The sequence below is a fragment of the Acidobacteriota bacterium genome (assembly GCA_020845575.1).
Classification (GTDB): Bacteria; Acidobacteriota; Vicinamibacteria; order Vicinamibacterales; family Vicinamibacteraceae; genus Luteitalea.
Genome location: JADLFL010000040.1, coordinates 150823 through 172203 on the forward strand (window position 1 = coordinate 150823; position 21381 = coordinate 172203).

Consider the following 21381-nt stretch of genomic DNA (forward strand, 5'->3'; position numbering starts at 1 on the left):
ATCAACCGTCATATGGTACCTGCGGCGAGGTGCGACAGGCGTCGGCATGGATCGCCTCGAGCCGATCGACCATCGTCTCGACGCCGTACTCGCGACGTGCGGCGGCTTCGACGGCGGCACCCATCTCGACCCTGTCGTCCCGCGTGATGGCTCGCACAAGCGCTGCTGCCAGCGTGTCGACGGACGCTTCCGTCTGTGCGTCCGGTGAGTCGAGATCCACTACCTCACCGGCGTTCGCCTTCTCGATCATCTCGGGGATCCCACCCACGCGCGTCGACACGATGGGAAGGCCCGCCAGCATCGCCTCGACGATCGCCACGGGCTGGTTGTCGGATCGGGACGGAAGGCAGAACACGTCGGCGGAGAGGAGGATGTCCCACGGGCGCGCGACGTGCCCGAGGAGGCGGATGCGCTGGCCGGTGGGATCGGTGCGGCTCGCGAGCGCGCGAAGTTCAGCCGCCATGTCGCCGTCGCCGGCCAGATCCAGCGTCGCACCGGGACACTGCTCCCACACGAGCGGCATCGCGGCCACGAGGAGATCCTGCCCCTTGCGCATCGTGATCTCGCCGACGCAGATGATGCGGGTGTCGCGCGAACCGGCGCGCGCGGCCGTGCGGGCGGGGTAGCGCGAGAGATCGAAGCCGTTAGGAATCACGTACACGTGTGGGACACCGGGAAGCGCGGCCACGCGTTGGGCCCAGTCGGTCGACGGCGAGATCACGGCCTTCGCCGTGGACATCGCGAGCGCGTCCTGGAGGTCGTAGGCCGCCGGTCGTTCGAGGTTCCAGCCGTGGCATGTCACGACGATGGCTGGCGCGCCGGACCAGTGCGCCACGGCGCCAGCCACGGCGGTATGCGCGTGCGCGACGTCGCCCGGCGACCAGGCTCCCACCAACGCGCGCAGGCCGTCGGCCGCGCGTCCGAGGCCCGCCGTGTCGCGATGGAATGTATCTCCGACGACCTGCGTGACGATGCCTCTCCGCTCCAGTTCCGCGACCTGCGCCGGATCGGACGCCCAGGGGCCTTCGGCATCGGTCGAGAGCGCCACGAGCACGGTGTGTCCACGTTTCGCCTGCTCCGTACACAGATCGACGATGGCGCGGCCGGCCCCGAGGCGGAGATGCGTCACGACATGGACGATGCGCATGAGCGGCGTCAGTCTCTCACGGCGGCCCGATGCCCGGCGGCCTGGCGGTGCCCGGTGCTGCTATTCTTCTCGGCTATGCTCGAGACGGCTGAGGTCCGCAGGCAGCTCACCCATCGGCTCGCCGAGCTCCGCAAGGCGCAGACCCTGCGCCGGACGGCGATCGACGCCGCGCGCGGTGCGTTCGACGCGGTGCTGGAGCGCGAGATCGCGCCGACCGTGCGTCAGCTCGCGCAGGCGCTGAAGGCCGAGGGCTTCGGGTTCTCCGTGCAGACGCCAGCGTCGGCCGTCAGGCTCATCTCGGATCGCTCCAGCGACAACATGATCGAGGTCGTACTGGAACTGGGCGGCGCGCAGCCGGCAGTCGTCGTGCGCAGCGCGTTCGTGCGCGGCCGCCGGCAGATCGAGGACGAGCGCGCGCTGGCAGAGGGCGACGCCATCGCCTCGCTCGACGGCGAGCGCGTGCTGGCCGTGCTGCTCGACGTCATCGAGCCCTTCATCGAGCGATAGGACGCGCGGTCCGGCTCCCTGGCCGCACACAGCATCAGGCCGTGTGACGGCAGCAGCGCGTCACCTGTTCGGCGGCGCGGCAGACGATTCACAAGCGGTCGAGGCTGCCGAGGGACCCTCATCCCCGTGGTGCGGAAGGCCGACCCGCCCGGCCACGCGTCGACTTCCGCGGCGCCGTCGGCGTCACAATGACTGCGCGCCGGCGTCCCGGGCGCCTGGAGGTTCACTCGTGCGTCATCTGATCCCCTCGCTTTACGCCATCACCTGCCTCGCGTCCGTTGCTTCTCCGGCGAGTGCCGATCAGTCACCGTACGCTCCCGACCAGGCCGCCGTACGTACCGTTGGCGACATCGCGATCGCGTCGGGCGAGGGCCGCGTGACGCGCGCGGCGGATCAGGCGTTCGTCACGGTCGCCTCCGAAGCGCGCTCGCGTCAGCCGCGTGAGGCGCAGGCGCAGAACGCCACCGTGGCCGAGGCCATCCGTACGCGTCTCCAGGCCTTCGCACTGCCCGCCGACGCCATCCGCACGCTCAGCGTGAGCATGCAGCCACAGTTCGACTGGGCCAACGGCAGGCAGACGCTGCGCGGCTACGTCGCCACCAACATGATCGAAGTCCGACTGGACGATGTGACGAAGGTGGGGGAGGTGGTGGACGCGGTCGTGGCGGCGGGGGCAACGCGCGTGACGGGCGTGCGCTTCACGCTGAAGGACATGGCGGGAGCGCAGCGCGAGGCGCTCGCGCTGGCATCGGCCAGCGCGCTCGACCGTGCGCGAGCGATGGCCAGGGGCGTGGGGCGTGACGTCGACCGCGTGATTCGCCTCGACGAGACGGGCAGCAGCCCGATGCCGCCTCCGCCCGTGATGATGCGCATGGCCGAAGCCGTCAGCGCCGACGCCCCGACAACGCCCGTCACCGCCGGCGACATCGAAGTCCGCGTGTCGGTCACGGTCCACGCTGTCATGCGCTGACGTATGACACGAGCCGGCCCGAGTCCTGCCGGGGGTTCGCTATGATCGACCGGATGGTCGATCCGGGGCGTTGCGCCGCGGACGCCCGTGCAAGGAGTTTCCGTGTCGCATACCGTTCACATCCCCACGCCCCTTCGCCAATACACCGACAAGCTGGACACGGTGCAGGTCGGCGGTGCCACCGTCGGTGACGCGCTCGCGCAGCTGACTGCCGCGTATCCGGACCTGCAGAAGCACCTCTACAACGAGCAGGGGAAGCTCCGGCACTTCGTCAACATCTACGTGAACGACGAGGACATCCGGTATCTCCAGAAGGAGCAGACGCCGCTCGGCGAGCAGGACACCATCAGCATCATCCCGTCGGTGGCCGGCGGCAGTGCAGCGACGGCGGAACTGCCCGCGCTCGAACAGGAGGAAGTGGCGCGCTACAGCCGTCACCTGATCCTTCCGGAAGTCGGGGTCGAGGGGCAGAAGAAGCTGAAGGCCGCGAGCGTGCTGTGCGTGGGCGCAGGCGGACTCGGCTCGCCCGTCCTCCTGTATCTCGCCGCTGCCGGCATCGGCCGCATCGGCATCGTCGACTTCGACGTGGTGGACCTGAGCAACCTGCAGCGACAGGTGGCGCACGGCACCTCCGACGTCGGCCGCCGCAAGCTCGACTCGGCGCACGACGCGATCAGGGCGATCAACCCGCACGTGCAGGTCGACCTGTACGAAACGGCGCTGTCATCGCAGAACGCGCTCGACCTGTTCAGGCCGTACGACATCATCATCGACGGCACCGACAACTTCCCGACGCGCTATCTCGTGAACGACGCGTGCGTGCTGATCGGCAAGCCGAACGCGTACGGCAGCATCTTCCGGTTCGAAGGACAGGCGTCGGTGTTCGCCACCAAGGGCGGCCCGTGCTATCGCTGCCTTTATCCCGAACCGCCGCCGCCGGGGCTCGTCCCGAGCTGCGCTGAAGGCGGCGTGCTCGGCGTGCTGCCGGGCATGGTCGGGATGATTCAGGCCACCGAGGCGATCAAGCTGATTCTCGGCGCGGGCGAGCCGCTCGTCGGCAGGTTCCTCATCTACGACGCGCTCCGCATGAAGTTCCGCGAGCTGAAGCTGCGCCGCGATCCCGAGTGCCCCGTGTGCGGCGACAACCCGACGGTCAAGGCGCTCATCGACTACGAGCAGTTCTGCGGCCTCAAGCCCGCCGCCGGTGCCGCACCCGCCGCCGCCCCGCAGGAGATCCCCGCCGTCACCGTCGAGGAGCTCAAGCAGCGTCTCGATCGCGGCGACGACATCGTCGTGCTCGACGTGCGCGAGCCGCACGAAGTGGACATCGTCCGCATCGACGGCACGACGGTGATCCCGCTCGGCGACCTGCCCAACCGGCTCGACGAGCTCGATCGCTCGCGCGACATGCTCGTCCACTGCAAGATGGGCGGCCGCAGCGCGAAAGCCGTCGCGCTGCTGCGCGAGAAGGGCTTCGACAGGGCTTACAACGTCACGGGCGGCATCCTCGCCTGGGTCGATCGAATCGAGCCGCAGAAATCGAAGTACTGATGGGAAGGGTGCTCGACGTCCGTGTCGAGAGTGCTGGGCTAGAATTCAATCACCTCGGGGACGAGGTGATGAAGGTGTTCAGGGTGGACTGACTCGTGGCCTCTACCCCTCCATCCGTCGTCGTCCTTGGTGGGCCAAATGGAGCCGGCAAGTGGCCGCAACTGGTCGCTACCGGTGGGACGGGCGTGGCGACACGCGTCCGCCTGCCGCAGGCCTGGCGGGCAGCTTCAGAGGGATACGACCAATGAGTAGTACGGAGTCGACCGTCACGGAATTGTTCGACGAGGGAACGGCCATCGACCAGGCACTTCGCGAGGCCGCCAGGGATGCCAGACGCTTCCACAAGGCGATCGGCAATCCGATGGCCACGTGGAGGGACGGCAAGGTGGTGTGGGTACAGCCGGAGGACATCGTCGTCGATACTCCGGCTGAGGCAAGCGACCGTCCCGACCGGCAGTAAGTCCAGGTACTGAGCAGGGCGGAGGACGCCGCCCTGAAGGGCCTGTCACTCGAATCGCGCGGCGGCTGCACGCACGTCGTCGAGCAGTTTCACGTCCGCGTCGGCGAGCAGTTGTCGCTCGCGCAGCGACTCGAGGAGGCGGAGGGCCTCGAGGTAGGCGCCCTTCGCGGCGGCGCGTTCGCGCTCGCGTGCGGCGCCGGTGGTGGCGGCCGCCGCTCGCGCGTGCAATTGGCCGCGAAGCTGGAACGCGAGCGACAGGTTCCGACTGGCGCGGCGGTCTTGCGGGAACTCGATCACGAGCTGCGAATACAGGCCGGTCGCCTCGCCCGCGCGCGCCAGCGCCGCCCCGCGATCATCCCGAGCGGCGAGCGCCTCGGCCAGGCGCATGTTCGCGAGCGCGAGTTCGCCCCGAAGACGGCCGTTGCGCGATTCCGCGTCGGTGATGTCGCGCAGGATGCGTCGCGCCGCTTCGAGGTACCCGACGGCCTCGGCCGGCCTGTGCAGGTTCACCGCCGCCTGTCCCAACCGCGAATACGAGCGCGCGAGCTGCTGCTGCGCGCGCATGTTCGCCGGATCGCGCTCGGCCACGGGCCGGATCACGTCGAGCGCGCGCGCCGCAAACGCGTGCGACGTCTCGTCGTCGGCATCCTCGTAGACGCTGCTCGTCAGCCAGTACGTCGACCACAGCCCGCTGCGCAGCGGCAGATCGTCGGGGTGCGCGGCGACCAGCGGCTCGTAGATGGCGGCGGCCGCCGCCATCTCGCGCTCGGCCTCGGGCAGACGATCTTCCCAGGCGAGCGCCAGGCCGAGTTGCGCGTGCGAATCGCCGAGCAACCGCGCGACATCGCGCTCGCGATCCGGGCCGGCGCGCAGGGGCTCGACCAGCGCAATCGCCCTGCGGAAGTAGGGGAAGGCACCCGCATAGCGGCTGCTCGTCGACAGGTTGCGGCCAAGATCGTGCTGGACCTGCGCGAGCGCCACCGTCAGCGCGACGTCGCCAGGCGTCGCCGTTGCGAGCGCGTCGTACTCGCGCAGCGCCAGGTCCAGATCGCGCCCCGCACCCTCGTAGTCGTTGGCTTGCGCGCGGATGTTCCCGAGGATGCGGGCGTTCTCGGCCAGGCCGCGCCGTAGCGTCGCGTCGCCGGGCGAGGCGGCGAGCAGCGCGTCCCGAATCGCGCGAGCCTTCTCGTAGCTCGCGATCGCCTTGCCGATCTCGACGAGGTTCGGGTTGCTCGGATTGCCCTGCAGATCGCCCATCTTCTCGTAGCCCGCCGCGATCTCCGCCTGGAGCCGCGGATCCCCGCCCGCCTCGAGTGCGAGGCGATCGAGGTGCTCGAGTGCCCGCTGCAGCATCACTTCGCGGGCCTCGGTGGCGCCGTGCAGGCGTTCGACCAGCGGACCGATCTCGAACAGCAGCGAGCGCGACAGCGCGCGGACGTCGTCGAAGCGTCTGGTGGCGCGATCGCGTTCGGCACGTGCGACCTGCGCCTGCCACATCGCCATGCCGGCGCCGGTCACGAGCGCGAGGGCCACCAGCATCGCCGCAGACACCGCCACCCTGTTGCGGCGCACGAACCGCGACGCGCGGTAGCGAATCGTCTGTGGCCTCGCGGTGATGGGGCGCCCCTCGAGATGGCGCCGTACGTCGTCGGCGAACGCCTCGACCGAGGAGTACCGCCGCTCGGGTTCCTTGCGCAACGCCATCAGGACGATGGTGTCGATGTCGCCGGCGAGGAGTGGCGCCGTCGCGCGCGAGGCGGGCTCCTCCGCACGCCCCACCACGCGGCTCGGCGGCGGCGGCATCACCTCGTCGAGCGTCTGCACCGCCTCGTCGATGTTGCCGCTGTCGAGTTCGAGCGGACGCGTGCCCGTGAGCAGCTCGTAGAGCACGACGCCCAGGGAGTAGACGTCGGTGGCGGTCGTGATCGGGCCGCCGCGCACCTGCTCGGGTGACGCGTAAGCGAGTGTGAACGCGCGCACGCCCGTCATCGTCTGCTCGCCGGCCCCGCGCGTCGTCCGCGTGTGGCCGGTGCCGTCCCCTTCCGCCGACGTGTCGACGATCTTCGCGAGTCCGAAATCGAGCAGCTTCGGTGCGCCGTCTGCCGTCACGAGAATGTTCGACGGCTTCAGGTCGCGGTGGACGACGAGCTGCCGATGGGCGTAGGCGACCGCGGCGCAGACGTCACGGAACAGGCGCAGGCGGGCGTGAACGTCCAGCCGCGCCCGGTCGGCGTGCACGGGCAGCGGCACCCCGTCTACGTACTCCATCACCAGGAACGGCTCGCCGTACGGTGTCACGCCTCCGTCGAGCAGCCGTGCGATGTTGGGATGGTTCAACGAGGCGAGGATCTGTCGCTCGCGTCGAACGCGGCGTTCCAGCTCGGAGTCCAACAAGGTCTGGCGAATCAGCTTCAGCGCGACGCGGTGTTCGAACGCGCCGTCGGCACGCTCGGCGAGGAACACGGTGCCCATCCCGCCACGGCCGATCTCCGACACGATGCGGTAACTGCCGAACAGACGTCCGACCGCAGGGGCCGTCTCGCGCGCGCCGCCCAGCGCGTCGGCGAGATTCACCGTGTTGGGGGCGAGGACGGGATCGCGTTCCTCGTCATCGGCGGCGGCCAGCAACGACGCCACCTCGCTGCGCAACGCGTCGTCGCCGGCGCATGCCGCGTCGAGCCACCCGCCTCGCGACCCCGGCGCCTGATCCAGCGCACCGGCGAACACGTCCTTCACGCGCTGCCACTGACTGGGATCCATGGTGACCTGCGACGCCGCGTCACAGGATATCGGCAATCGCCGCACGGTCGCGACCCTGCCGGCGGAGCGCGAAGCTCGTCGCGTCCTCCGCGATCGAGCCCACGTGCCCCGCGAGACGCGGCGGCGACGGCATCACGCGGCACCACAGCATCGTGCGCAAGCGACCCTGATCGCGGCGCTGGTGAGGGATGCCCGGCGGGCGCGGAGGCCTGCGGGTCGACACGAAGGCCCTGATGTCCGATACAGTGACACCAGGAAAATGGGACTGTCTCAGCCGCCGCCCCGAATGCACCACGGCACCGACCGCGTGGATGACGTGCGAACTGACCGGGGCACGGGGTGGATCGTCGCGGTCCGGGGAAGCGTCGTCGATGTGCACTGCCCGGCTGGTGTGCCCGCGGTCAACCATCGACTCGAGGCCGGCGGCGACGGCGAGGTCGTGCTCGAGGTGGTGAGTCACGTCGATGCGCACACGGCGCGCGCCATTGCCCTGACGCCCACGCGAGGCCTGACCCGCGGCGAAGCGGTCAGGGAGGCAGGCCACACGCTCGACATGCCCGTCGGCGCCGCGCTTCTCGGTCGCATGTTGAACGTCTTCGGTGACGTCATCGATGGTGGCCCCGCGCTGTCCACGCTGCCGCGACGCTCGATCTACCAGCGGCCGGTGCCGCTCACCCGGCAGGCGACGACATCCGAGACGCTCGTCACCGGCATCAAGGCCATCGACCTGCTGTCGCCGCTGGAGCGGGGCGGCAAGGCCGGGCTGTTCGGCGGCGCCGGCGTCGGCAAGACGGTCCTCATCGCCGAGTTGATTCACAACATGGCGCGACAGCACCGGGGCGTCAGCCTTTTCTGCGGCATCGGCGAGCGCTGTCGCGAGGCCGAGGAGCTCTATCGGGAGATGCGCGAGGCCGGTGTGCTGGCCAACACCGTGATGGTCTTCAGCCAGATGAACGAGCCCTCGGGCTCCCGCTTCCGCGTCGGACACGCCGCGTTGACGATCGCCGAGCACTTCCGTGACGTCCAGCACCAGGACGTGCTGCTGCTCATCGACAACATCTTTCGCTTCATCCAGGCGGGGTCGGAGGTTTCGGGACTGCTGGGACGCATTCCGTCGCGCGTCGGATACCAGCCGACGCTCGCGAGCGAACTGGCCGAACTCGAAGAGCGAATCAGCAACACCGAGAACGGCGCCATCACGTCGATCCAGGCCGTGTACGTCCCGGCCGACGACTTCACCGATCCGGCCGCCGTGCACACTTTCGCGCACCTCTCGGCCTCCATCGTCCTGTCGCGCCGGCGCGCCAGCGAAGGACTGTACCCGGCGGTGAACCCGCTGCTCTCGACGTCGAAGATGCTGACGCCTTCCATCGTCGGCGACCGGCACTACCGGGTCGCGCAAGCCGTGCGGCGCACGCTCGCCACCTACGAGGAGCTGAAGGACATCATCGCGATGCTCGGGCTCGAGGAACTGTCGCGCGCCGATCGACGGACGGTGCAGCGCGCGCGCCGGCTCGAACGGTTCCTGACGCAGCCGTTTCACACCACCGAGCACTTCACTGGAGTGGCGGGGCGGACCGTGAGCCTGCAGGACACGCTCGACGGCTGCGAGCGGATCCTTGCCGACGAGTTCTCGGACCGTCCGGAGCGGACGCTGTACATGATCGGCGCGGTGGGCGAGGTGGTGGCCGGATGATGCACCTGAAGGTCCTGCTGCCGACCAACGTGGTGGTCGATGCCCCGGTGCGCAAGGTCAGTGCCGAGGGCCAGCACGGCCATTTCACGCTGCTGCCGCGGCACGCGGACGTCGTCACCGTGCTCGTGCCAGGCCTCCTCGCCTGGCTGGACGACGAGGAGCGCTTCGCGGCGGTGGACGGCGGCCTGCTGATCAAGCGCGGTGCCGACGTGACGATCGCGACCGAACGGGCGGTGGTTGGCTCCGGACTCGGTGAGCTGCGCCGGACGGTCGAGCAGGACTTCCGCGCCACCGACGAGCGCGAACGGGTGGCACGCGGCGCGATGGCCAGGCTCGAAGTGGACTTCATCCAGCGCTTCATGGCGCTCGAGGAGCGCACTCGTGTCTGAGGAGAGGGACCACGGACGGAGTCTCAGCCGCGAGATCGGCCGCAAGGCAGCGCGCCGGTTGCGCGCACGCGGGCGGGCGGGCCCGACGTGGGCCGGCCTGGGCGCCTATGGCGTGGTCGGCTGGTCCATCGTCATCCCGACGCTCGCGGGGATTGCGCTGGGCGTGTGGGTGGACGACAGGTGGCCGAGCCGTTTCTCGTGGACGCTGATGCTGATCACGGCAGGCCTGCTCATCGGATGCTGGAATGCGTGGCGCTGGGTGACGAGCGAGCAGCGCGCGATTCGGGACGCAGACGGCAGCGTGCCCCGGGAGGACGAGGATGACTGAGGAACTCGGCCCGTGGAGCCTCGCGATCGGCGGCGGGGCCGCGGTGGCAGTGCTGTATCTCACGAGCCTGTGGTGGACGGTCGCGCGCGTCGCGCGCACGCGGCATCCGGCGCGCCTCGTTGCTGTGAGCTATCTACTGCGGGCGCCGATCGCCGCGCTTGCGCTGTTCGCCGTTGCCGCCGGCGATGCGCCGCGTCTGCTGGCGGCGCTCGCCTCGTTTCTCGCTGTCCGTACGGTGGTCGTCCGGTCGGTGCGCAGCGGTGGGTATTCGGCGTCGACGAGATGATGCACGCAAGGGAACGATGATGGTGGAGATCACGCCGGACCAGATCGTGTACGTGCAGTGGGGTGCCGTCGCGCTCAACGCCACGGTCGTGTGGACGTGGGTGGTGATGGCGCTGCTGGTCGCCGGGTCGTGGGCCTTGACCCGGGCGATGGAGACGAGCGATACGCCCTCGCGCGGTCAGCACGTGATCGAGGCGATCGTCGCGCTGATCCTGGGCCAGATCCGCGACGTCAGCGGGCGTTCGCCGGAGACCCTCCTGCCGTTCGCGGGCACCCTGTTCCTGTTCATCGTCACCTCGAACTCGCTCACGATCGTGCCCGGCTTCCACGCGCCCACCAGTTCGTTGTCCACCACCACCGCCCTGGCGCTGTGCGTGTTCATCGCCGTGCCGGTGTTCGGGATCCGCGAGCAGGGCCTGCGGGGCTACCTCCGGCACTATGCGCAGCCGTCGGTGTTCATGGTGCCGCTGACATTCATCGGAGAAGTGTCGCGGACGGTGGCGCTCGCGCTCCGGCTTTTCGGCAACATGATGAGCGGCGTCGTGATGGCTGCCGTCTTCGTCGGCCTGGCGCCGTTGTTTTTCCCGGCCGTCCTCCAGGCCTTCGGCCTGGTCATCGGCGTGATTCAGGCCTACATCTTCTCCGTTCTGGCCACGGTCTACATCGCCTCGGCGACGCAGGTCCACACCGGAGCGGCAGACACCAGGGAGGGGACATGAACGAACTCGTGTGGGTGGGCGTCGCGTCCATTGTCATGGCCGGCGTGGCGGTGAGCGTCGGCTCGATTGCGCCGGCGCTGGCCGAAGGCCGTGCGGTGGCGCAGGCGCTGGCCTCGATCGCCCAACAGCCCGACGAAGCGAACGGCATCAGCCGGACGCTGTTCATCGGCCTGGCGATCATCGAGACGTCGGGCATCTATTGCTTCGTTATCGCCATCATTCTGCTGTTCGCCAACCCGGTCTGGACCACGATGCTGGCGCGCGCCTCCGGGCAGTGAGATGCTGCTCGACCCGTTCACCATCGCCGCCCAGATCGTCAACTTCCTGCTGCTCCTCTGGTTGTTGCGGCGCGTCCTCTACGGGCCCGTCACGCGCGCGATGCTCGCGCGCGAGGCGCGCGTGCGCGCCGAACTTGACGACGCCAGGCGACAGCGTGCCGAGGCGGAGCGCGAGCGCGCACAACACGAGGAGGAACTGGCCGCCTTCACGGCCGGGCAGGAGGCGCGCATGGGAGTCGCGCGCGCAGAGGTCGAGCAGTGGCGTCACGCGCAGATGGAGGCCGCGCGCCTCGAAGTGGACGCCAGGCGCGAGCGCTGGCAAGGCGCGCTGGCGCAGGAGCAGCAGGCCGTCGTCCGCGAGGTGCGGCGCCGCGTCGGTCACGAAATCCTCGTGCTGACGCGTCAGGCGCTCCGCGATCTGGCCGGCAGCGCACTCGAAGACCGTATCATCGCGCGGTTCCTCGAACGACTCCACGAGCTGCCGGCCTCTGCGCGCGACCGCCTGGCCACCGCCGCACACGAGGACGGCGCGCGGGTCCATCTCCGCACCGCCTGCCCGCTGGTGGACGAGGAGCGCGCGCGCCTGAGCGAGGCCGTGAGTGATGCGCTCGGCGGGCGGCTCGCCGCGTCGTTCGAGACGACGCCAGACCTCGGCAGCGGCGTGGAGATGCGTGCGGGAGGGTTGACGGTGGCGTGGTCGCTGAACGAATACCTGGCTTCGCTCGAAGAGCGGCTGGGTGCCGCATTCGGTGACGACCTGCGGGTCGACGACGGTGGACATGGCTGACCGCCCGCTGGTTGCCGAGATCGACCGGGCGCTCGACCGCCTCGCCGCGCTGGCCGGCCACGACGAACCTGGGCTGACGATCCGGGAAGTCGGCACCGTCGAGTCCGTCGGCCATGGCACCGCCGTGCTGTCCGGCCTGCCGGGCGTGCGGTCCGACGAACTGGTCGAGTTCGCCGGCGGCGTCCTCGGGATGGCGTTCAACCTGGACGATCGCGAGGTCGGCGCGATCCTCCTGGGCGAGAGCCGAGCACTGAAAGCGGGCGACCAGGTGCGCCGCACGGGGCGCGTCACCGACGTGCCCGTTGGCCATGGGCTGCTCGGGCGCGTCGTCGATCCCACCGGCCGGCCGCTCGATCGGCACGGTCCGCTCCAGGCCTCCGTGCGCTGGCCGGTCGAGCGCGATGCCCCGGCCATCCTCGACCGTGCCCCCGTCAGCGTACCGCTCCAGACCGGCCTCAAGGTCGTCGATGCGTTGGTGCCCATCGGGCGCGGTCAGCGGGAGCTGATCCTGGGCGATCGCCAGACGGGGAAGTCCACCGTGGCGGTGGACACCATCCTGAACCAACGCGGTCAGGACGTCATCTGCGTCTACTGCGCGGTCGGCCAGCGCAGCGCGGCCGTGGCCCACGTGCTGGCCGAACTCGGCCGACATGGCGCGCTCGCCTACACCGTCGTGGTCGTCGCGTCGGGCGAGCAGGCGCCAGGCCTGCAGTTCATCGCGCCCTACGCCGCGACGAGCATCGCCGAGTTCTTCATGGAGGAAGGACGCGACGTCCTGATCGTCTACGACGACCTCACCAAGCACGCACGCGCATACCGGGAGCTCTCGCTGCTGCTGCGGCGACCGCCCGGGCGCGAAGCGTTTCCGGGAGACATCTTCTACGTCCATTCGCGGCTGCTCGAGCGCGCCACGCACCTCCGGCCCGGGCTCGGCGGCGGATCGCTCACCGCGTTGCCCATCGTCGAGACGGAGGCGCAGAACCTGGCTGCCTACATCCCCACCAACCTCATCTCCATTACGGACGGCCAGATCTATCTTTCGCCGGAGCTCTTCCAGAAGGCGGTCCTGCCTGCCGTCCATGCCGGGCTGTCGGTGTCACGAGTGGGCGGCAAGACGCAGTTGCCGGCCTACCGGGCGATCGCCGCGGACCTGCGCCTCACCTACTCGCAGTTCGAGGAACTCGAAGGTTTCGCGCGCTTCGGCACGCGCCTGGATGAGGACACGCGGCGCACGCTGGCTCGCGGCCGGCGGATCCGGGAGGTGCTGAAGCAACCGCCGCACGCGACGCTCGCCGCGCCGGCACAGATCGTCACGCTGCTTGCGGTGACGGCAGGCCTGTTCGATCCGATCGCGCTCGATCGCGTCGCCGAGGCCGAACAAGTCGTGCGCGACACCGTCCAGGGCAGCCTCCCCGAGATCTGGCGCGCCATCGAACGTGGCGATCGCATGACCGACCAACAGCGCGACACCGTCATTGCCACCGTCCGTGCGCGTCTCGATTCCACGTTCGAGCACCGGGCCGATGCCGACGACTGACGCCATTGAACGCCGCCTCGATACGGCCGGCGATCTGCGCTCCATCGTTCGGACGATGAAGGCCCTCGCGGCCGTGAACATCCGTCAGTACGAAGAGGCGGCGGTCTCCATCGCGGACTACGCCCGCACCGTCGAGCTCGGCTTCCAGGCGCTGCTGCGCGTTCGGCCCGGCACGCTGGATGTCCCGGCCGTCCGGTCTTCGCCGCCCTGCATCGGCGCCATCGTCCTGGGATCGGATCACGGGCTGTGCGGCGCGTTCAACGAGCAGGTGGCGGCGTTCTATTTCGAACGGCGCGCGGCCGACCAGCGAACCGAGGGCGAGCGGTTGATGGCGCTCGGGCTCCGGGCGGCCGGCCGGCTCGAGGACCTGAAGCAACGGCCGGCGGTGGTGCTCACGCTGCCGGCGTCGGCGGTGCGGATAGCCACGCTCGTTCGCGAGGTGCTCGAGCACGTCGCCGCGTGGCGCGAAGCCGGGGCCGTGGACACCGTGCGGGTGTACTTCAACGCGCCGCACGGCCAGGCCGGGAGCCAGCCGCGCGAGGAGCAGTTGCTCCCGCTTGATGGCGCACGCCTGCGCGCGCTTGCGGCCCGTCCGTGGCGGCCGCGGGCGACGCCGGCGCTCGCGGGCGACTGGGACTCGCTCTTCGCGGCGATCGTCCGGCAACACCTGTTCGTGACCGTCCACCGAGCCATCACGCTGTCGCTCGCCAGCGAGAACGCGAGTCGCCTGGCAGCGATGCACGCCGCCGAACGGAGTATCGACGAACGCCTCCACAGCTTGCGCGGCCAGTTCAATCGCGAGCGACAGGCGTCGATTACGACCGAACTGCTCGACATCGTGTCCGGCTATGAGACGCTGGCCGCCCGCGCGCGACCGCCCGTGCGATGAGTCACCGACCCCAACGCCGCGCGATGGCGAGTTGTTGACGCAAGCCTGAACGGTACGGAGCTGGTGACATCCGCTCCGGCGGTGCGTCTGACTCAGCCTGATGAATGCCGCTCAGACGGTCAGCGCGCCACGGAACGCGCGCGCGGCGTAGTAGGACTCCGCGCCGTTGTGGTACGTGAAGACGTGGCCGTAGCGGCGATCGCAGAAGATGGCGCCGCCGCGTGCACGGATGTCGGCGGGTGTCTGCACCCAGCTCGACGTCTTCGTGTCGAAATCACCCAGCGTCTGCAGCTTTCGATACTGCGCTTCGGTGAGAATCTCGATCCCCATCGCGGCCGCCATCTCCATCGCGCTGGTCTTCGGCTTGTGTTCCTTTCTCGCCTCCAGCGCATCCCCGTCGTAGCACACGCTGCGGCGGTCCCTGGGACTCTCCGCCGAGCAGTCGTAGAAGACGTATTCGCCCGTCTTCGTGTCGTGGCCCACGACGTCGGGTTCGCCGCCCGTCCGTTCCATCTCGTGGAGCGACCACAGCTTGTCAGGATTGGCGGCAAGTCTTTCCTGAATGGCGGTCCATCCGAGACCGCGATGACGGCTCATGTTCTGCTCGAAACGCACGCTCAACGTTCCAAACAGCGCTGCCCGTTGTTCCGGCGACAGTGCCTGTCGCGTCTCGCTGCCACGCTTCTGCGTTCGCTGTGTCGGCATGTGGACTTGATCCGATTCGGTGAGTGGGTTGATTATGCGGGCTGATCGGGCCCCAGGAGACCAACGATGCATCACAAACGACGTCGTCCCAAGCACCAGCGCGCGGGCTGTCTCTGGTGCAAGCCGCACAAGGACGAACGGCTGCCGAAGTTCGTCCGACTGAAGGGGCTCACGGCACCGCGTCGTCTCAGCAGCGCGGCGGGGTGCGCCGGGAACGGGCCTGGCACCTGTCCGCCGTAGCCTCTTTCCTCCGTCCTCCCTCCTTCGGCTACAATGGACAGGTGCTCCGCCTCTCCAAGAAGACCGACTACGCCCTGATCGCGATGAAGCACCTCGCGCTGAACGGGGACCGTGGTGCGTCGAGTGCGCGAGAGATTGCCGAGCAGTACGACATTCCCGCCGAATTGATGGCCAAGGTGCTGCAACGCCTCGTGCGGCGCCAGCTCCTGGTGTCGCACCAGGGGACGCGCGGGGGCTATCAGCTCGCGCGGCCGTCCGTGATGATTTCCGTGGCGGACGTGATCCAGGCCGTCGATGGTCCGCTCACCGTGACGGCCTGCTCCACAGACGACCACGCGTGCGAGCAGTTCACCAAGTGCAACGTGCGCGATCCGCTGTGGCGCATCAAGGATCGCGTCCTCACGGCGCTCGCGAGCTGCACGCTCGCCGAGATCGTCGACGAGTCGAGCGCGCCGACGATGCCCGTGTCGCTGTCGCGGCGCACGGACGGCAAGCCGGCCTCGCCGGCCGCCGAACCCGTCAAGCCGTAAGCGCTCGACAGCCCGATGTCCCTGGGCACCGCTCCACTCCCCACGTCGTCACCGCTCTTCTTCGACGCTCACTCCACCACGCCGTGCGATCCGGCGGTGGTCGAGGCGATGCTGCCGTACTTCACCGCGCGCTTCGGCAACGCCGCGAGCCTGCAGCACCGCTTCGGCTGGGAAGCGCAGGAGGCTGTCGAGGAGGCGCGCCAGCATGTCGCGACACTCGTCGGCGCTCGCTTACGCGACGTGATCTTCACCAGCGGGGCGACCGAAGCCAACAACCTCGCGCTCGTCGGCACGATCGAAGGCGTGCGGCAGGCTCGCGGAAGAGACGATGCGGCCGTTCCGCACGTGGTGACGCTGGCGACCGAGCATCCCGCCGTGCTCGATCCGTGCGCCTGGCTGGAGACGCAGGGCGTACGCGTGACGCGCGTGCCGGTGCGGCCGGACGGACTCGTGGATCTGGACACGCTCGCGGCGGCGACCGTGCCCGGTACCACGCTCGTCTCCGTGATGGCGGCCAACAACGAAATCGGCGTGCTGCAGCCGCTGGACGCGATCGCCAGGCTCGCGCACGACGCAGGCGCGTTCATGCACACCGATGCGTCGCAGGCTGCCGCGTTCGTGCCGATCGACATGGCGGCGCTGGGCATCGACATGCTCTCGTACACGGCGCACAAGCTGTATGGCCCGAAAGGTGGCGGCGCATTGGTCGTGCGTCGTGCGTCGAAGGTGCCCATCGCGCCGCTCCATCACGGTGGCGGCCACGAGCGGGGGTTGCGATCGGGCACACTCAACGTCCCGGCCATCGTCGGCTTCGGACATGCGGCGAAGCTGTCGCGCGAGCGGCGAGACGAAGATGTCCCGCGCATCAGCGCGTTGCGCGACAGGCTGTGGACGCGTCTGCGCGAGGCGCTGCCGGGCGTGCACCTGCGAGGGGCCGCCGAGCCGAGGCTCCCGCACAACCTCAACGTCGGCTTCGACGGGCTGTCGGGGCGCGATCTCGTGATGGGGCTGACCGACGTCGCCGTGTCGCCGGGCGCCGCGTGCGCCTCGACGTCGGCCGCGCCGTCGCACGTCCTCCTCGCCATCGGCCTCACGGAAGCCGAGGCGAAGAGCTCGCTCCGCTTCGGCCTGCTGCGCACCACCACCGAAGCCGAGGTCGACATGCTGGCGGACCGCCTCAGCAACCTCGTGTCAGCACTCCGGTCGCAGCGGTCGTTGCGCTGACGAAGGGGCTGAAGCCCCCTCGCTCCATAGGGGACGGCGTCCGCAAGCCGTACGCCGTGCGCCCCTGCTACACTCACGAGAGGGACCTATGTACATCACGCTCGATGCCGGACGACAGATCACCAAGCTGCTGGACAAGCAGGGCCTCCAGGGCGGCGGCCTGCGCGTGGGGGTCAAGGCCGGTGGCTGCAGCGGACTGAGCTACATCTTCGAATGGGCCGCCGAGCCGGCCGAGAAGGACCAGGTGTTCCAGGGGCCCGACGACTCGCGGATCTTCGTCGATCCCAAGAGCTACCGCTTCCTCGAAGGCACGCAGCTCGACTACGACACCAGCCTCCTCAGCAAGGGCTTCATCGTCGTCAATCCGAAGGCCAAGTCCACCTGCGGCTGCGGCACGTCGTTCTCCCTCAGCTAGCCTTCGATGCGGCTACGGCCGTGCGTCGACGCACACCACGCGCATCCCGGCCTGTCGCAGCAGGATGCTCGCAGCAAGTGCCCCGCGATGCCGGCGCCGATGATGGCCACGTCGTGGCGCTGGCCGTTCATGGCGAAGCGCCGGCGTGTCCCTGAAGGTCCATGCGCCCGACCTCGCCTGCCTTCGTCAGGGCCGACCGGAACAGGATCGGACCGATTGTTTCGTGGATCGTGATCATCGCGAGCACGAGCGCGTAGAGGCGTCCGCCCCAGTCGGGGAACTCGGCGTTGATCAGGATCACCAGGCCGAGCGTCACGCCCGCCTGCGACACCAGTCCCATCCACGCGAGGCTCGGCGGTTCACCGGTCAAGCCGGCCACGCGGGCGCCGATGCGGGCGGTCCGGCGAATCAGCAGCAGGCGCACCACGGACACGGCCAGCGCGAAGAGACCGACCTGCGCGAGCGCGTCGAGGTGCAGGTTCGCGCCGGCGGCGGCAAAGAACAGCACCAGCACGGGCAGCGCACCGCGCTCCACGGCATGGCGCAGCGCATCGCCTTCGGGCGGTGCGATGTTCTCCACGACGAGGCCCGTGGCCAGCGCCGCGAGTAACGGCTCGAAGTGCAGTGACGCGCCGACGTGGCTCAGCACCACCGCCACGCCGAGGAGCACCACCGTCACCTCGCGTCCGATATAGCGCAGGTAGAACGCGAAGCCCGCGCCGACGATGCCGCCGAAGGCGAAGGATCCGAAGATCTCCCACGCGAGGCCCGACAGCATGCCGTGCCCGCCCTGCGCGCCGCCGACGGCGAACCGCACGCCTTCCATCGACAGCGTGAAGAGCAGGATCAGCATCAGGTCGGCCAGCACGACCAGCGCCAGCACGAGTTCGGTGAGCGGGCCTCGTGCGCGGCTCTCCGTGATCACCGCGATGCTGACGGTGGGCGAGAAACTGACGATCACCGTTGCCGCGAGCGCCGACATCGCCGCGCGCGGCACGCCGGTGGCGTCAGGCGCGATCGGCAGCCACGGCCACGTCATGAAGAACAGCAGCGACAGGGCCGTCCACATCAGCACCAGCATCACGCCGCCCATCGTGAGCATCGCGCGCAACTGTGGACGCAGCCTGGCGAAGTTGATCTCGAGGCCGGCGATGAGCGCGATGAGCGCGATCGCCAGGCCGTTGATCACCTGGAGTTCGCGCGCCATCACGGGCGTGAGGATGGCTCCGGCGTACGGGCCGCACGCGACGCCGAAGAACAGGTAACCCGAGATACGCGGAAGTCTGAAGCGCTCGAACAGCTCGCCCGTCAACGACGCCGCGATCAGCGCGAAGCCGATCGCGAGCGCCGTGCCGGCGCCCGCACCGGCGACGGCGTCGCCCGCGGCGGGCGTTCCGGTGACGAGCCAGGCCGTCGCGAGGATGATGACGAGCGCGAGCAGGCGCATCAGCGATCGTCCGTCGGGCGCAGGACGAGCGACAGCGCTTCCGACGCGAGAGTGGCGATGACGACCGCCGTGAGCAGCGTGACGGCCGCTTGCGTGCGAACGGCCTGAGCCAGATGGAGGGCCACGGCGATGCCGAGAAGGCCGGGGGCCGTGAGCTGGAGACCGAGCTCACTCGCCGTCACGAGGCCCTGCACGCGCATCGCCAGCCACCCACCCATCAGCTTCCCCGTGAACCTGAAGAGTACGAGCGGTGCCGCGATCCACACCGCCTGCACGGATGCCTCGCATGACGCACCCGCGACGAGCAGCAGGACCACGATGAGCGGATGCTGCACGCGCCGCAGATCCGTACGCACCACGCGATCGGCGTGGCCGGGCAGCCAGACCCAGACGAGTCCCGCCATCAGACCCGCCAGCAGCGGAGAGAGTCCGAGGAACGCCGACGTGCCGCCGATCAATGCGGCGGATCCCGCGATGAACAGGTTGCGCTCGGCCTGCGAGTGCGCGCGCTCGAACAGCAGCCAGCCTGCCGTCCCGACGGCGGCGCCGAGCAGCAGCGTGCGCAGCAGCCACGTCAGTGCCGTCCACAGTGGCACCGGGGCCGCACTCCCCAGGATCACGACGACCACGCCGCTCACCACGACCGGCACCACATCGTCCAGATCGGCGATCCGCACGGCCATGCCATGCGTCGGCGACGACTCTTCGGCGCCGCCCGCAGACGACACCGACGCGCAGAGGCCCAGCGTGAGCGCGAGCAGGCCCGCAGGCAGAGCGATCGGCAGGTCCCAGGCGGGCAGCAGGAACAGGAATGCTCCCGCCACGACACCCATCGTGACGAGCGCTTCGACACTGGCCGCCACGAACAGCCGTCGATCCTGTCGCTCGCGCAGATCGAGCGCGAGGCCCGCGAAGATGCCGAGCACCGCCAGCGCGATGGTGACGACGGCGTCGAGCGAGCCGAGCACCGGTGCGCTGAGCACGTTGCCGAACGACGGGCCGAGCGCCACGCCAATAGGCACGAAGAGCACGGCGGGTGCCACGACAGGCGTCATGCCGAGCATCGCGCGCGTGCGCAACGACCGCAGCCAGGGCAGGGCAGGAGCCGTGGGCGTCGGCAGGGCGGCGTCGATCGCGTCGAGGCCGCCGACTTCGCGCCAGTCGTCGCGCCGGCTCATCGCACCACGGCCACGAGGCGCGTGCGGGCCTCGTGTTCGACAGACAGCACGAGCGCCGCGCGCGGTGCGAGTGCCGCGAACGCCGCCGTCACGTCGCGGGGTTGCGGCGCGGGCGTGCGGCCGATCGCCACGATGCGGTCGCCGGCGACGAGGCCGCCGCGCGCCGCTGCCGAATCGGGCTGCACGGAGACGACGGTTGACCCGACGCGAGGCGCCGCGCGCATCGTGAGACCCAGCGGCAGGCCGCTGCTGTCGGATGCGGCACCTGTCGTGGCCGACGAACCGGGGAGAGCCCGCACGACGACAGCCTGCAAGACGTAGTCACCGTCGCGCCTCACCCTCATGGTGAGCGTCGTCCCGGGCGCCGTACGCGAGACGCGCTGGCGGAAGGCGCGCGCGTCGACGATCGGTTGATTGTTGATGGCCGTCACCACGTCGCCCGGCCCGAACGCCGCCGCCGTGGGACCACCCGCATCGACCGACACGATCGCCGCACCTGTCGCCACGCCGATGGCCCTGGCCAGTCGCGCGTCCAGGTCGTGCGTCACGAGGCCGACGTCGCCGGCGGCAGGCGACCCGGTGCGCAACAACTGATGCGCGCGATCGAGCAGCACCGCCGCCGGCACGAGCAGCGGCACATCGTCTCCGGGGGTCAGTATGCCGGCAAGACGTCCATCGAGTGCGAACACGGGTGCGCCTGCGTCGGCACCCACGCCGCGACCGATCGCCAGCAACGGGCTGTCCCATCGCGGGTCGCTCACCGTGTCGCTGCGGCTCACGAACACAGGTCGCAGACCCGCCCCGCCTGCGCTCGCTTCGACCACGACCATGTAGTCGGGCGCGGGCACGGGCTGTCCGCTCTCCCGGACCTGCATCACGGGCGCGGGCGCCGGCGGCACGCGCACCACGGTGATGCCGCGCACGGGATCGCTGGCCAGGACGGCGACAGGACCCTGGACACCGGCCACCGCCTCCACCGACATGCCCTCCCCGCTCATCACCACCGCCGCGTCGTCTCGCACGCGCAGCGCCGCGGCGAAACGTCGCGTCCGGGACGCGGCGGGGCGGTCGGCCGCGAGGTTCGGCGCGATCTCCACGACGACGAGCGATCCGGCCACGCGCGTCTGGAGTTCCCTGACCGTCAGGGAGAGGTCGTCGAATGCCGCGCGCGCGGCCAGGCGCGCGAGTGGCTGCGTGGCGCTGCTGTCGCGCGACTCGGCCGATGAGGCGGGAAACCGAAACCGTGACAGCACGAGCAACACGGCAACGGACACGACGATCGTGGCGACGAGGAGGCGAACCTCACGCGACGGCCTGGGCATGCCGGCCAACTGCATCA

Annotated in this window: 24 protein-coding genes; 17 read left to right on the forward strand and 7 right to left on the reverse strand. The window is 69.7% G+C overall.

Going from position 1 to position 21381, the window contains the following annotated elements:
• Nucleotide 1: 1 nt before the first annotated feature.
• A complete protein-coding gene (locus IT182_11800) occupies nt 2–1147 on the reverse strand; it encodes a glycosyltransferase family 4 protein (protein MCC6164021.1) in 1146 nt (381 codons plus the stop codon).
• A 75-nt stretch (nt 1148–1222) separates the two neighbouring features.
• Here IT182_11800 and IT182_11805 point away from each other — a divergent pair, with 75 nt between their 5' ends.
• The 4 genes from IT182_11805 (at nt 1223) to IT182_11820 (ending at nt 4635) form a co-directional block, all read left to right on the forward strand.
• Nucleotides 1223–1654: a hypothetical protein gene (locus IT182_11805; GenBank protein ID MCC6164022.1), complete on the forward strand. Its 432-nt coding sequence runs from the start codon at nt 1223–1225 to the stop codon at nt 1652–1654.
• A 229-nt stretch (nt 1655–1883) separates the two neighbouring features.
• Nucleotides 1884–2624, forward strand: coding sequence for an SIMPL domain-containing protein (locus IT182_11810; protein MCC6164023.1), 741 nt, complete (start codon nt 1884–1886; stop codon nt 2622–2624).
• A 102-nt stretch (nt 2625–2726) separates the two neighbouring features.
• A complete protein-coding gene (moeB, locus tag IT182_11815) occupies nt 2727–4175 on the forward strand; it encodes a molybdopterin-synthase adenylyltransferase MoeB (GenBank protein MCC6164024.1) in 1449 nt (482 codons plus the stop codon).
• Between the two features lie 244 nt (nt 4176–4419).
• On the forward strand, nt 4420–4635 hold the full coding sequence (locus IT182_11820) for a hypothetical protein (GenBank protein ID MCC6164025.1): 216 nt from the start codon (nt 4420–4422) through the stop codon (nt 4633–4635).
• Nucleotides 4636–4680: 45 nt separating this feature from the next.
• Here the strand turns inward: IT182_11820 and IT182_11825 are convergent, their stop codons facing one another.
• Both IT182_11825 and IT182_11830 read right to left on the reverse strand, forming a co-directional pair.
• Nucleotides 4681–7395 (reverse strand): serine/threonine protein kinase, encoded by a 2715-nt coding sequence (locus IT182_11825; GenBank protein MCC6164026.1) that lies wholly within the window; start codon nt 7393–7395, stop codon nt 4681–4683.
• A gap of 19 nt (nt 7396–7414) precedes the next feature.
• Nucleotides 7415–7555 (reverse strand): hypothetical protein, encoded by a 141-nt coding sequence (locus tag IT182_11830; GenBank protein MCC6164027.1) that lies wholly within the window; start codon nt 7553–7555, stop codon nt 7415–7417.
• Between the two features lie 126 nt (nt 7556–7681).
• On the opposite strand from IT182_11830, the gene IT182_11835 reads away from it, so the two are divergent.
• The 9 genes from IT182_11835 to IT182_11875 are packed head-to-tail and all read left to right on the forward strand — an operon-like array spanning nt 7682 to nt 14303.
• A complete protein-coding gene (locus tag IT182_11835) occupies nt 7682–9091 on the forward strand; it encodes a F0F1 ATP synthase subunit beta (GenBank protein MCC6164028.1) in 1410 nt (469 codons plus the stop codon).
• On the forward strand, nt 9091–9480 hold the full coding sequence (locus IT182_11840) for a F0F1 ATP synthase subunit epsilon (GenBank protein ID MCC6164029.1): 390 nt from the start codon (nt 9091–9093) through the stop codon (nt 9478–9480). The genes IT182_11835 and IT182_11840 overlap by 1 nt, the downstream gene beginning before the upstream one ends.
• Entirely contained in the window at nt 9473–9808 is a 336-nt protein-coding gene (locus IT182_11845) for an AtpZ/AtpI family protein (GenBank protein MCC6164030.1), read from the forward strand. The genes IT182_11840 and IT182_11845 overlap by 8 nt, the downstream gene beginning before the upstream one ends.
• Nucleotides 9801–10094 carry an ATP synthase subunit I gene (locus IT182_11850; protein ID MCC6164031.1) on the forward strand — a complete coding sequence of 98 codons (294 nt, stop codon included), beginning with the start codon at nt 9801–9803 and terminating at the stop codon, nt 10092–10094. The genes IT182_11845 and IT182_11850 overlap by 8 nt, the downstream gene beginning before the upstream one ends.
• Before the next feature lie 22 nt (nt 10095–10116).
• Entirely contained in the window at nt 10117–10812 is a 696-nt protein-coding gene (locus IT182_11855) for a F0F1 ATP synthase subunit A (GenBank protein ID MCC6164032.1), read from the forward strand.
• Nucleotides 10809–11090: a F0F1 ATP synthase subunit C gene (locus IT182_11860; protein MCC6164033.1), complete on the forward strand. Its 282-nt coding sequence runs from the start codon at nt 10809–10811 to the stop codon at nt 11088–11090. The genes IT182_11855 and IT182_11860 overlap by 4 nt, the downstream gene beginning before the upstream one ends.
• A gap of 1 nt (nt 11091) precedes the next feature.
• On the forward strand, nt 11092–11877 hold the full coding sequence (locus IT182_11865) for a F0F1 ATP synthase subunit delta (GenBank protein MCC6164034.1): 786 nt from the start codon (nt 11092–11094) through the stop codon (nt 11875–11877).
• Nucleotides 11870–13414, forward strand: coding sequence for an alternate F1F0 ATPase, F1 subunit alpha (locus tag IT182_11870; protein MCC6164035.1), 1545 nt, complete (start codon nt 11870–11872; stop codon nt 13412–13414). The genes IT182_11865 and IT182_11870 overlap by 8 nt, the downstream gene beginning before the upstream one ends.
• Nucleotides 13401–14303, forward strand: a complete 903-nt coding sequence (locus tag IT182_11875; GenBank protein MCC6164036.1) for a F0F1 ATP synthase subunit gamma — start codon at nt 13401–13403, stop codon at nt 14301–14303. The genes IT182_11870 and IT182_11875 overlap by 14 nt, the downstream gene beginning before the upstream one ends.
• Nucleotides 14304–14414: 111 nt before the next feature.
• On the opposite strand, the gene IT182_11880 is transcribed toward IT182_11875, so the two are convergent.
• A complete protein-coding gene (locus tag IT182_11880) occupies nt 14415–15008 on the reverse strand; it encodes a DUF4256 domain-containing protein (GenBank protein MCC6164037.1) in 594 nt (197 codons plus the stop codon).
• Nucleotides 15009–15074: 66 nt separating this feature from the next.
• Here IT182_11880 and IT182_11885 point away from each other — a divergent pair, with 66 nt between their 5' ends.
• The 4 genes from IT182_11885 (at nt 15075) to IT182_11900 (ending at nt 17417) form a co-directional block, all read left to right on the forward strand.
• Nucleotides 15075–15248 (forward strand): hypothetical protein, encoded by a 174-nt coding sequence (locus tag IT182_11885; GenBank protein MCC6164038.1) that lies wholly within the window; start codon nt 15075–15077, stop codon nt 15246–15248.
• 41 nt (nt 15249–15289) lie between these two features.
• Nucleotides 15290–15778, forward strand: a complete 489-nt coding sequence (locus tag IT182_11890) for an Rrf2 family transcriptional regulator (protein ID MCC6164039.1) — start codon at nt 15290–15292, stop codon at nt 15776–15778.
• A 15-nt stretch (nt 15779–15793) separates the two neighbouring features.
• The gene (locus IT182_11895) at nt 15794–17002 is read left to right on the forward strand and encodes a cysteine desulfurase (GenBank protein MCC6164040.1); all 1209 of its coding nucleotides are present in this window, start codon (nt 15794–15796) and stop codon (nt 17000–17002) included.
• Nucleotides 17003–17090: 88 nt separating this feature from the next.
• On the forward strand, nt 17091–17417 hold the full coding sequence (locus tag IT182_11900) for an iron-sulfur cluster assembly accessory protein (GenBank protein MCC6164041.1): 327 nt from the start codon (nt 17091–17093) through the stop codon (nt 17415–17417).
• A 127-nt stretch (nt 17418–17544) separates the two neighbouring features.
• Here IT182_11900 and IT182_11905 read toward each other — a convergent pair whose 3' ends face one another.
• Genes IT182_11905 through IT182_11915 form a run of 3 tightly spaced genes read right to left on the reverse strand, consistent with a single transcriptional unit; the run spans nt 17545 to nt 21379 of the window.
• Nucleotides 17545–18864, reverse strand: a complete 1320-nt coding sequence (locus tag IT182_11905) for a cation:proton antiporter (GenBank protein ID MCC6164042.1) — start codon at nt 18862–18864, stop codon at nt 17545–17547.
• On the reverse strand, nt 18864–20042 hold the full coding sequence (locus IT182_11910) for a hypothetical protein (protein MCC6164043.1): 1179 nt from the start codon (nt 20040–20042) through the stop codon (nt 18864–18866). The genes IT182_11905 and IT182_11910 overlap by 1 nt, the downstream gene beginning before the upstream one ends.
• Nucleotides 20039–21379 carry a PDZ domain-containing protein gene (locus IT182_11915; protein MCC6164044.1) on the reverse strand — a complete coding sequence of 447 codons (1341 nt, stop codon included), beginning with the start codon at nt 21377–21379 and terminating at the stop codon, nt 20039–20041. Before IT182_11915 ends, IT182_11910 begins: the two co-directional genes overlap by 4 nt.
• Between the last annotated feature and the right edge of the window lie 2 nt (nt 21380–21381).

Bases quoted from the DNA above. Each gene is read 5' to 3' on its own strand.
- IT182_11800 (MCC6164021.1), bottom strand. From the start codon at position 1,147: ATGCGCATCGTCCATGTCGTGACGCATCTCCGCCTCGGGGCCGGCCGC.
- IT182_11805 (MCC6164022.1), top strand. From the start codon at position 1,223: ATGCTCGAGACGGCTGAGGTCCGCAGGCAGCTCACCCATCGGCTCGCC.
- IT182_11820 (MCC6164025.1), top strand. From the start codon at position 4,420: ATGAGTAGTACGGAGTCGACCGTCACGGAATTGTTCGACGAGGGAACG.
- IT182_11825 (MCC6164026.1), bottom strand. From the start codon at position 7,395: ATGGATCCCAGTCAGTGGCAGCGCGTGAAGGACGTGTTCGCCGGTGCG.
- IT182_11835 (MCC6164028.1), top strand. From the start codon at position 7,682: ATGCACCACGGCACCGACCGCGTGGATGACGTGCGAACTGACCGGGGC.
- IT182_11840 (MCC6164029.1), top strand. From the start codon at position 9,091: ATGCACCTGAAGGTCCTGCTGCCGACCAACGTGGTGGTCGATGCCCCG.
- IT182_11850 (MCC6164031.1), top strand. From the start codon at position 9,801: ATGACTGAGGAACTCGGCCCGTGGAGCCTCGCGATCGGCGGCGGGGCC.
- IT182_11860 (MCC6164033.1), top strand. From the start codon at position 10,809: ATGAACGAACTCGTGTGGGTGGGCGTCGCGTCCATTGTCATGGCCGGC.
- IT182_11865 (MCC6164034.1), top strand. From the start codon at position 11,092: ATGCTGCTCGACCCGTTCACCATCGCCGCCCAGATCGTCAACTTCCTG.
- IT182_11870 (MCC6164035.1), top strand. From the start codon at position 11,870: ATGGCTGACCGCCCGCTGGTTGCCGAGATCGACCGGGCGCTCGACCGC.
- IT182_11875 (MCC6164036.1), top strand. From the start codon at position 13,401: ATGCCGACGACTGACGCCATTGAACGCCGCCTCGATACGGCCGGCGAT.
- IT182_11880 (MCC6164037.1), bottom strand. From the start codon at position 15,008: ATGCCGACACAGCGAACGCAGAAGCGTGGCAGCGAGACGCGACAGGCA.
- IT182_11885 (MCC6164038.1), top strand. From the start codon at position 15,075: ATGCATCACAAACGACGTCGTCCCAAGCACCAGCGCGCGGGCTGTCTC.
- IT182_11895 (MCC6164040.1), top strand. From the start codon at position 15,794: ATGTCCCTGGGCACCGCTCCACTCCCCACGTCGTCACCGCTCTTCTTC.
- IT182_11900 (MCC6164041.1), top strand. From the start codon at position 17,091: ATGTACATCACGCTCGATGCCGGACGACAGATCACCAAGCTGCTGGAC.
- IT182_11905 (MCC6164042.1), bottom strand. From the start codon at position 18,864: ATGCGCCTGCTCGCGCTCGTCATCATCCTCGCGACGGCCTGGCTCGTC.
- IT182_11910 (MCC6164043.1), bottom strand. From the start codon at position 20,042: ATGAGCCGGCGCGACGACTGGCGCGAAGTCGGCGGCCTCGACGCGATC.
- IT182_11915 (MCC6164044.1), bottom strand. From the start codon at position 21,379: ATGCAGTTGGCCGGCATGCCCAGGCCGTCGCGTGAGGTTCGCCTCCTC.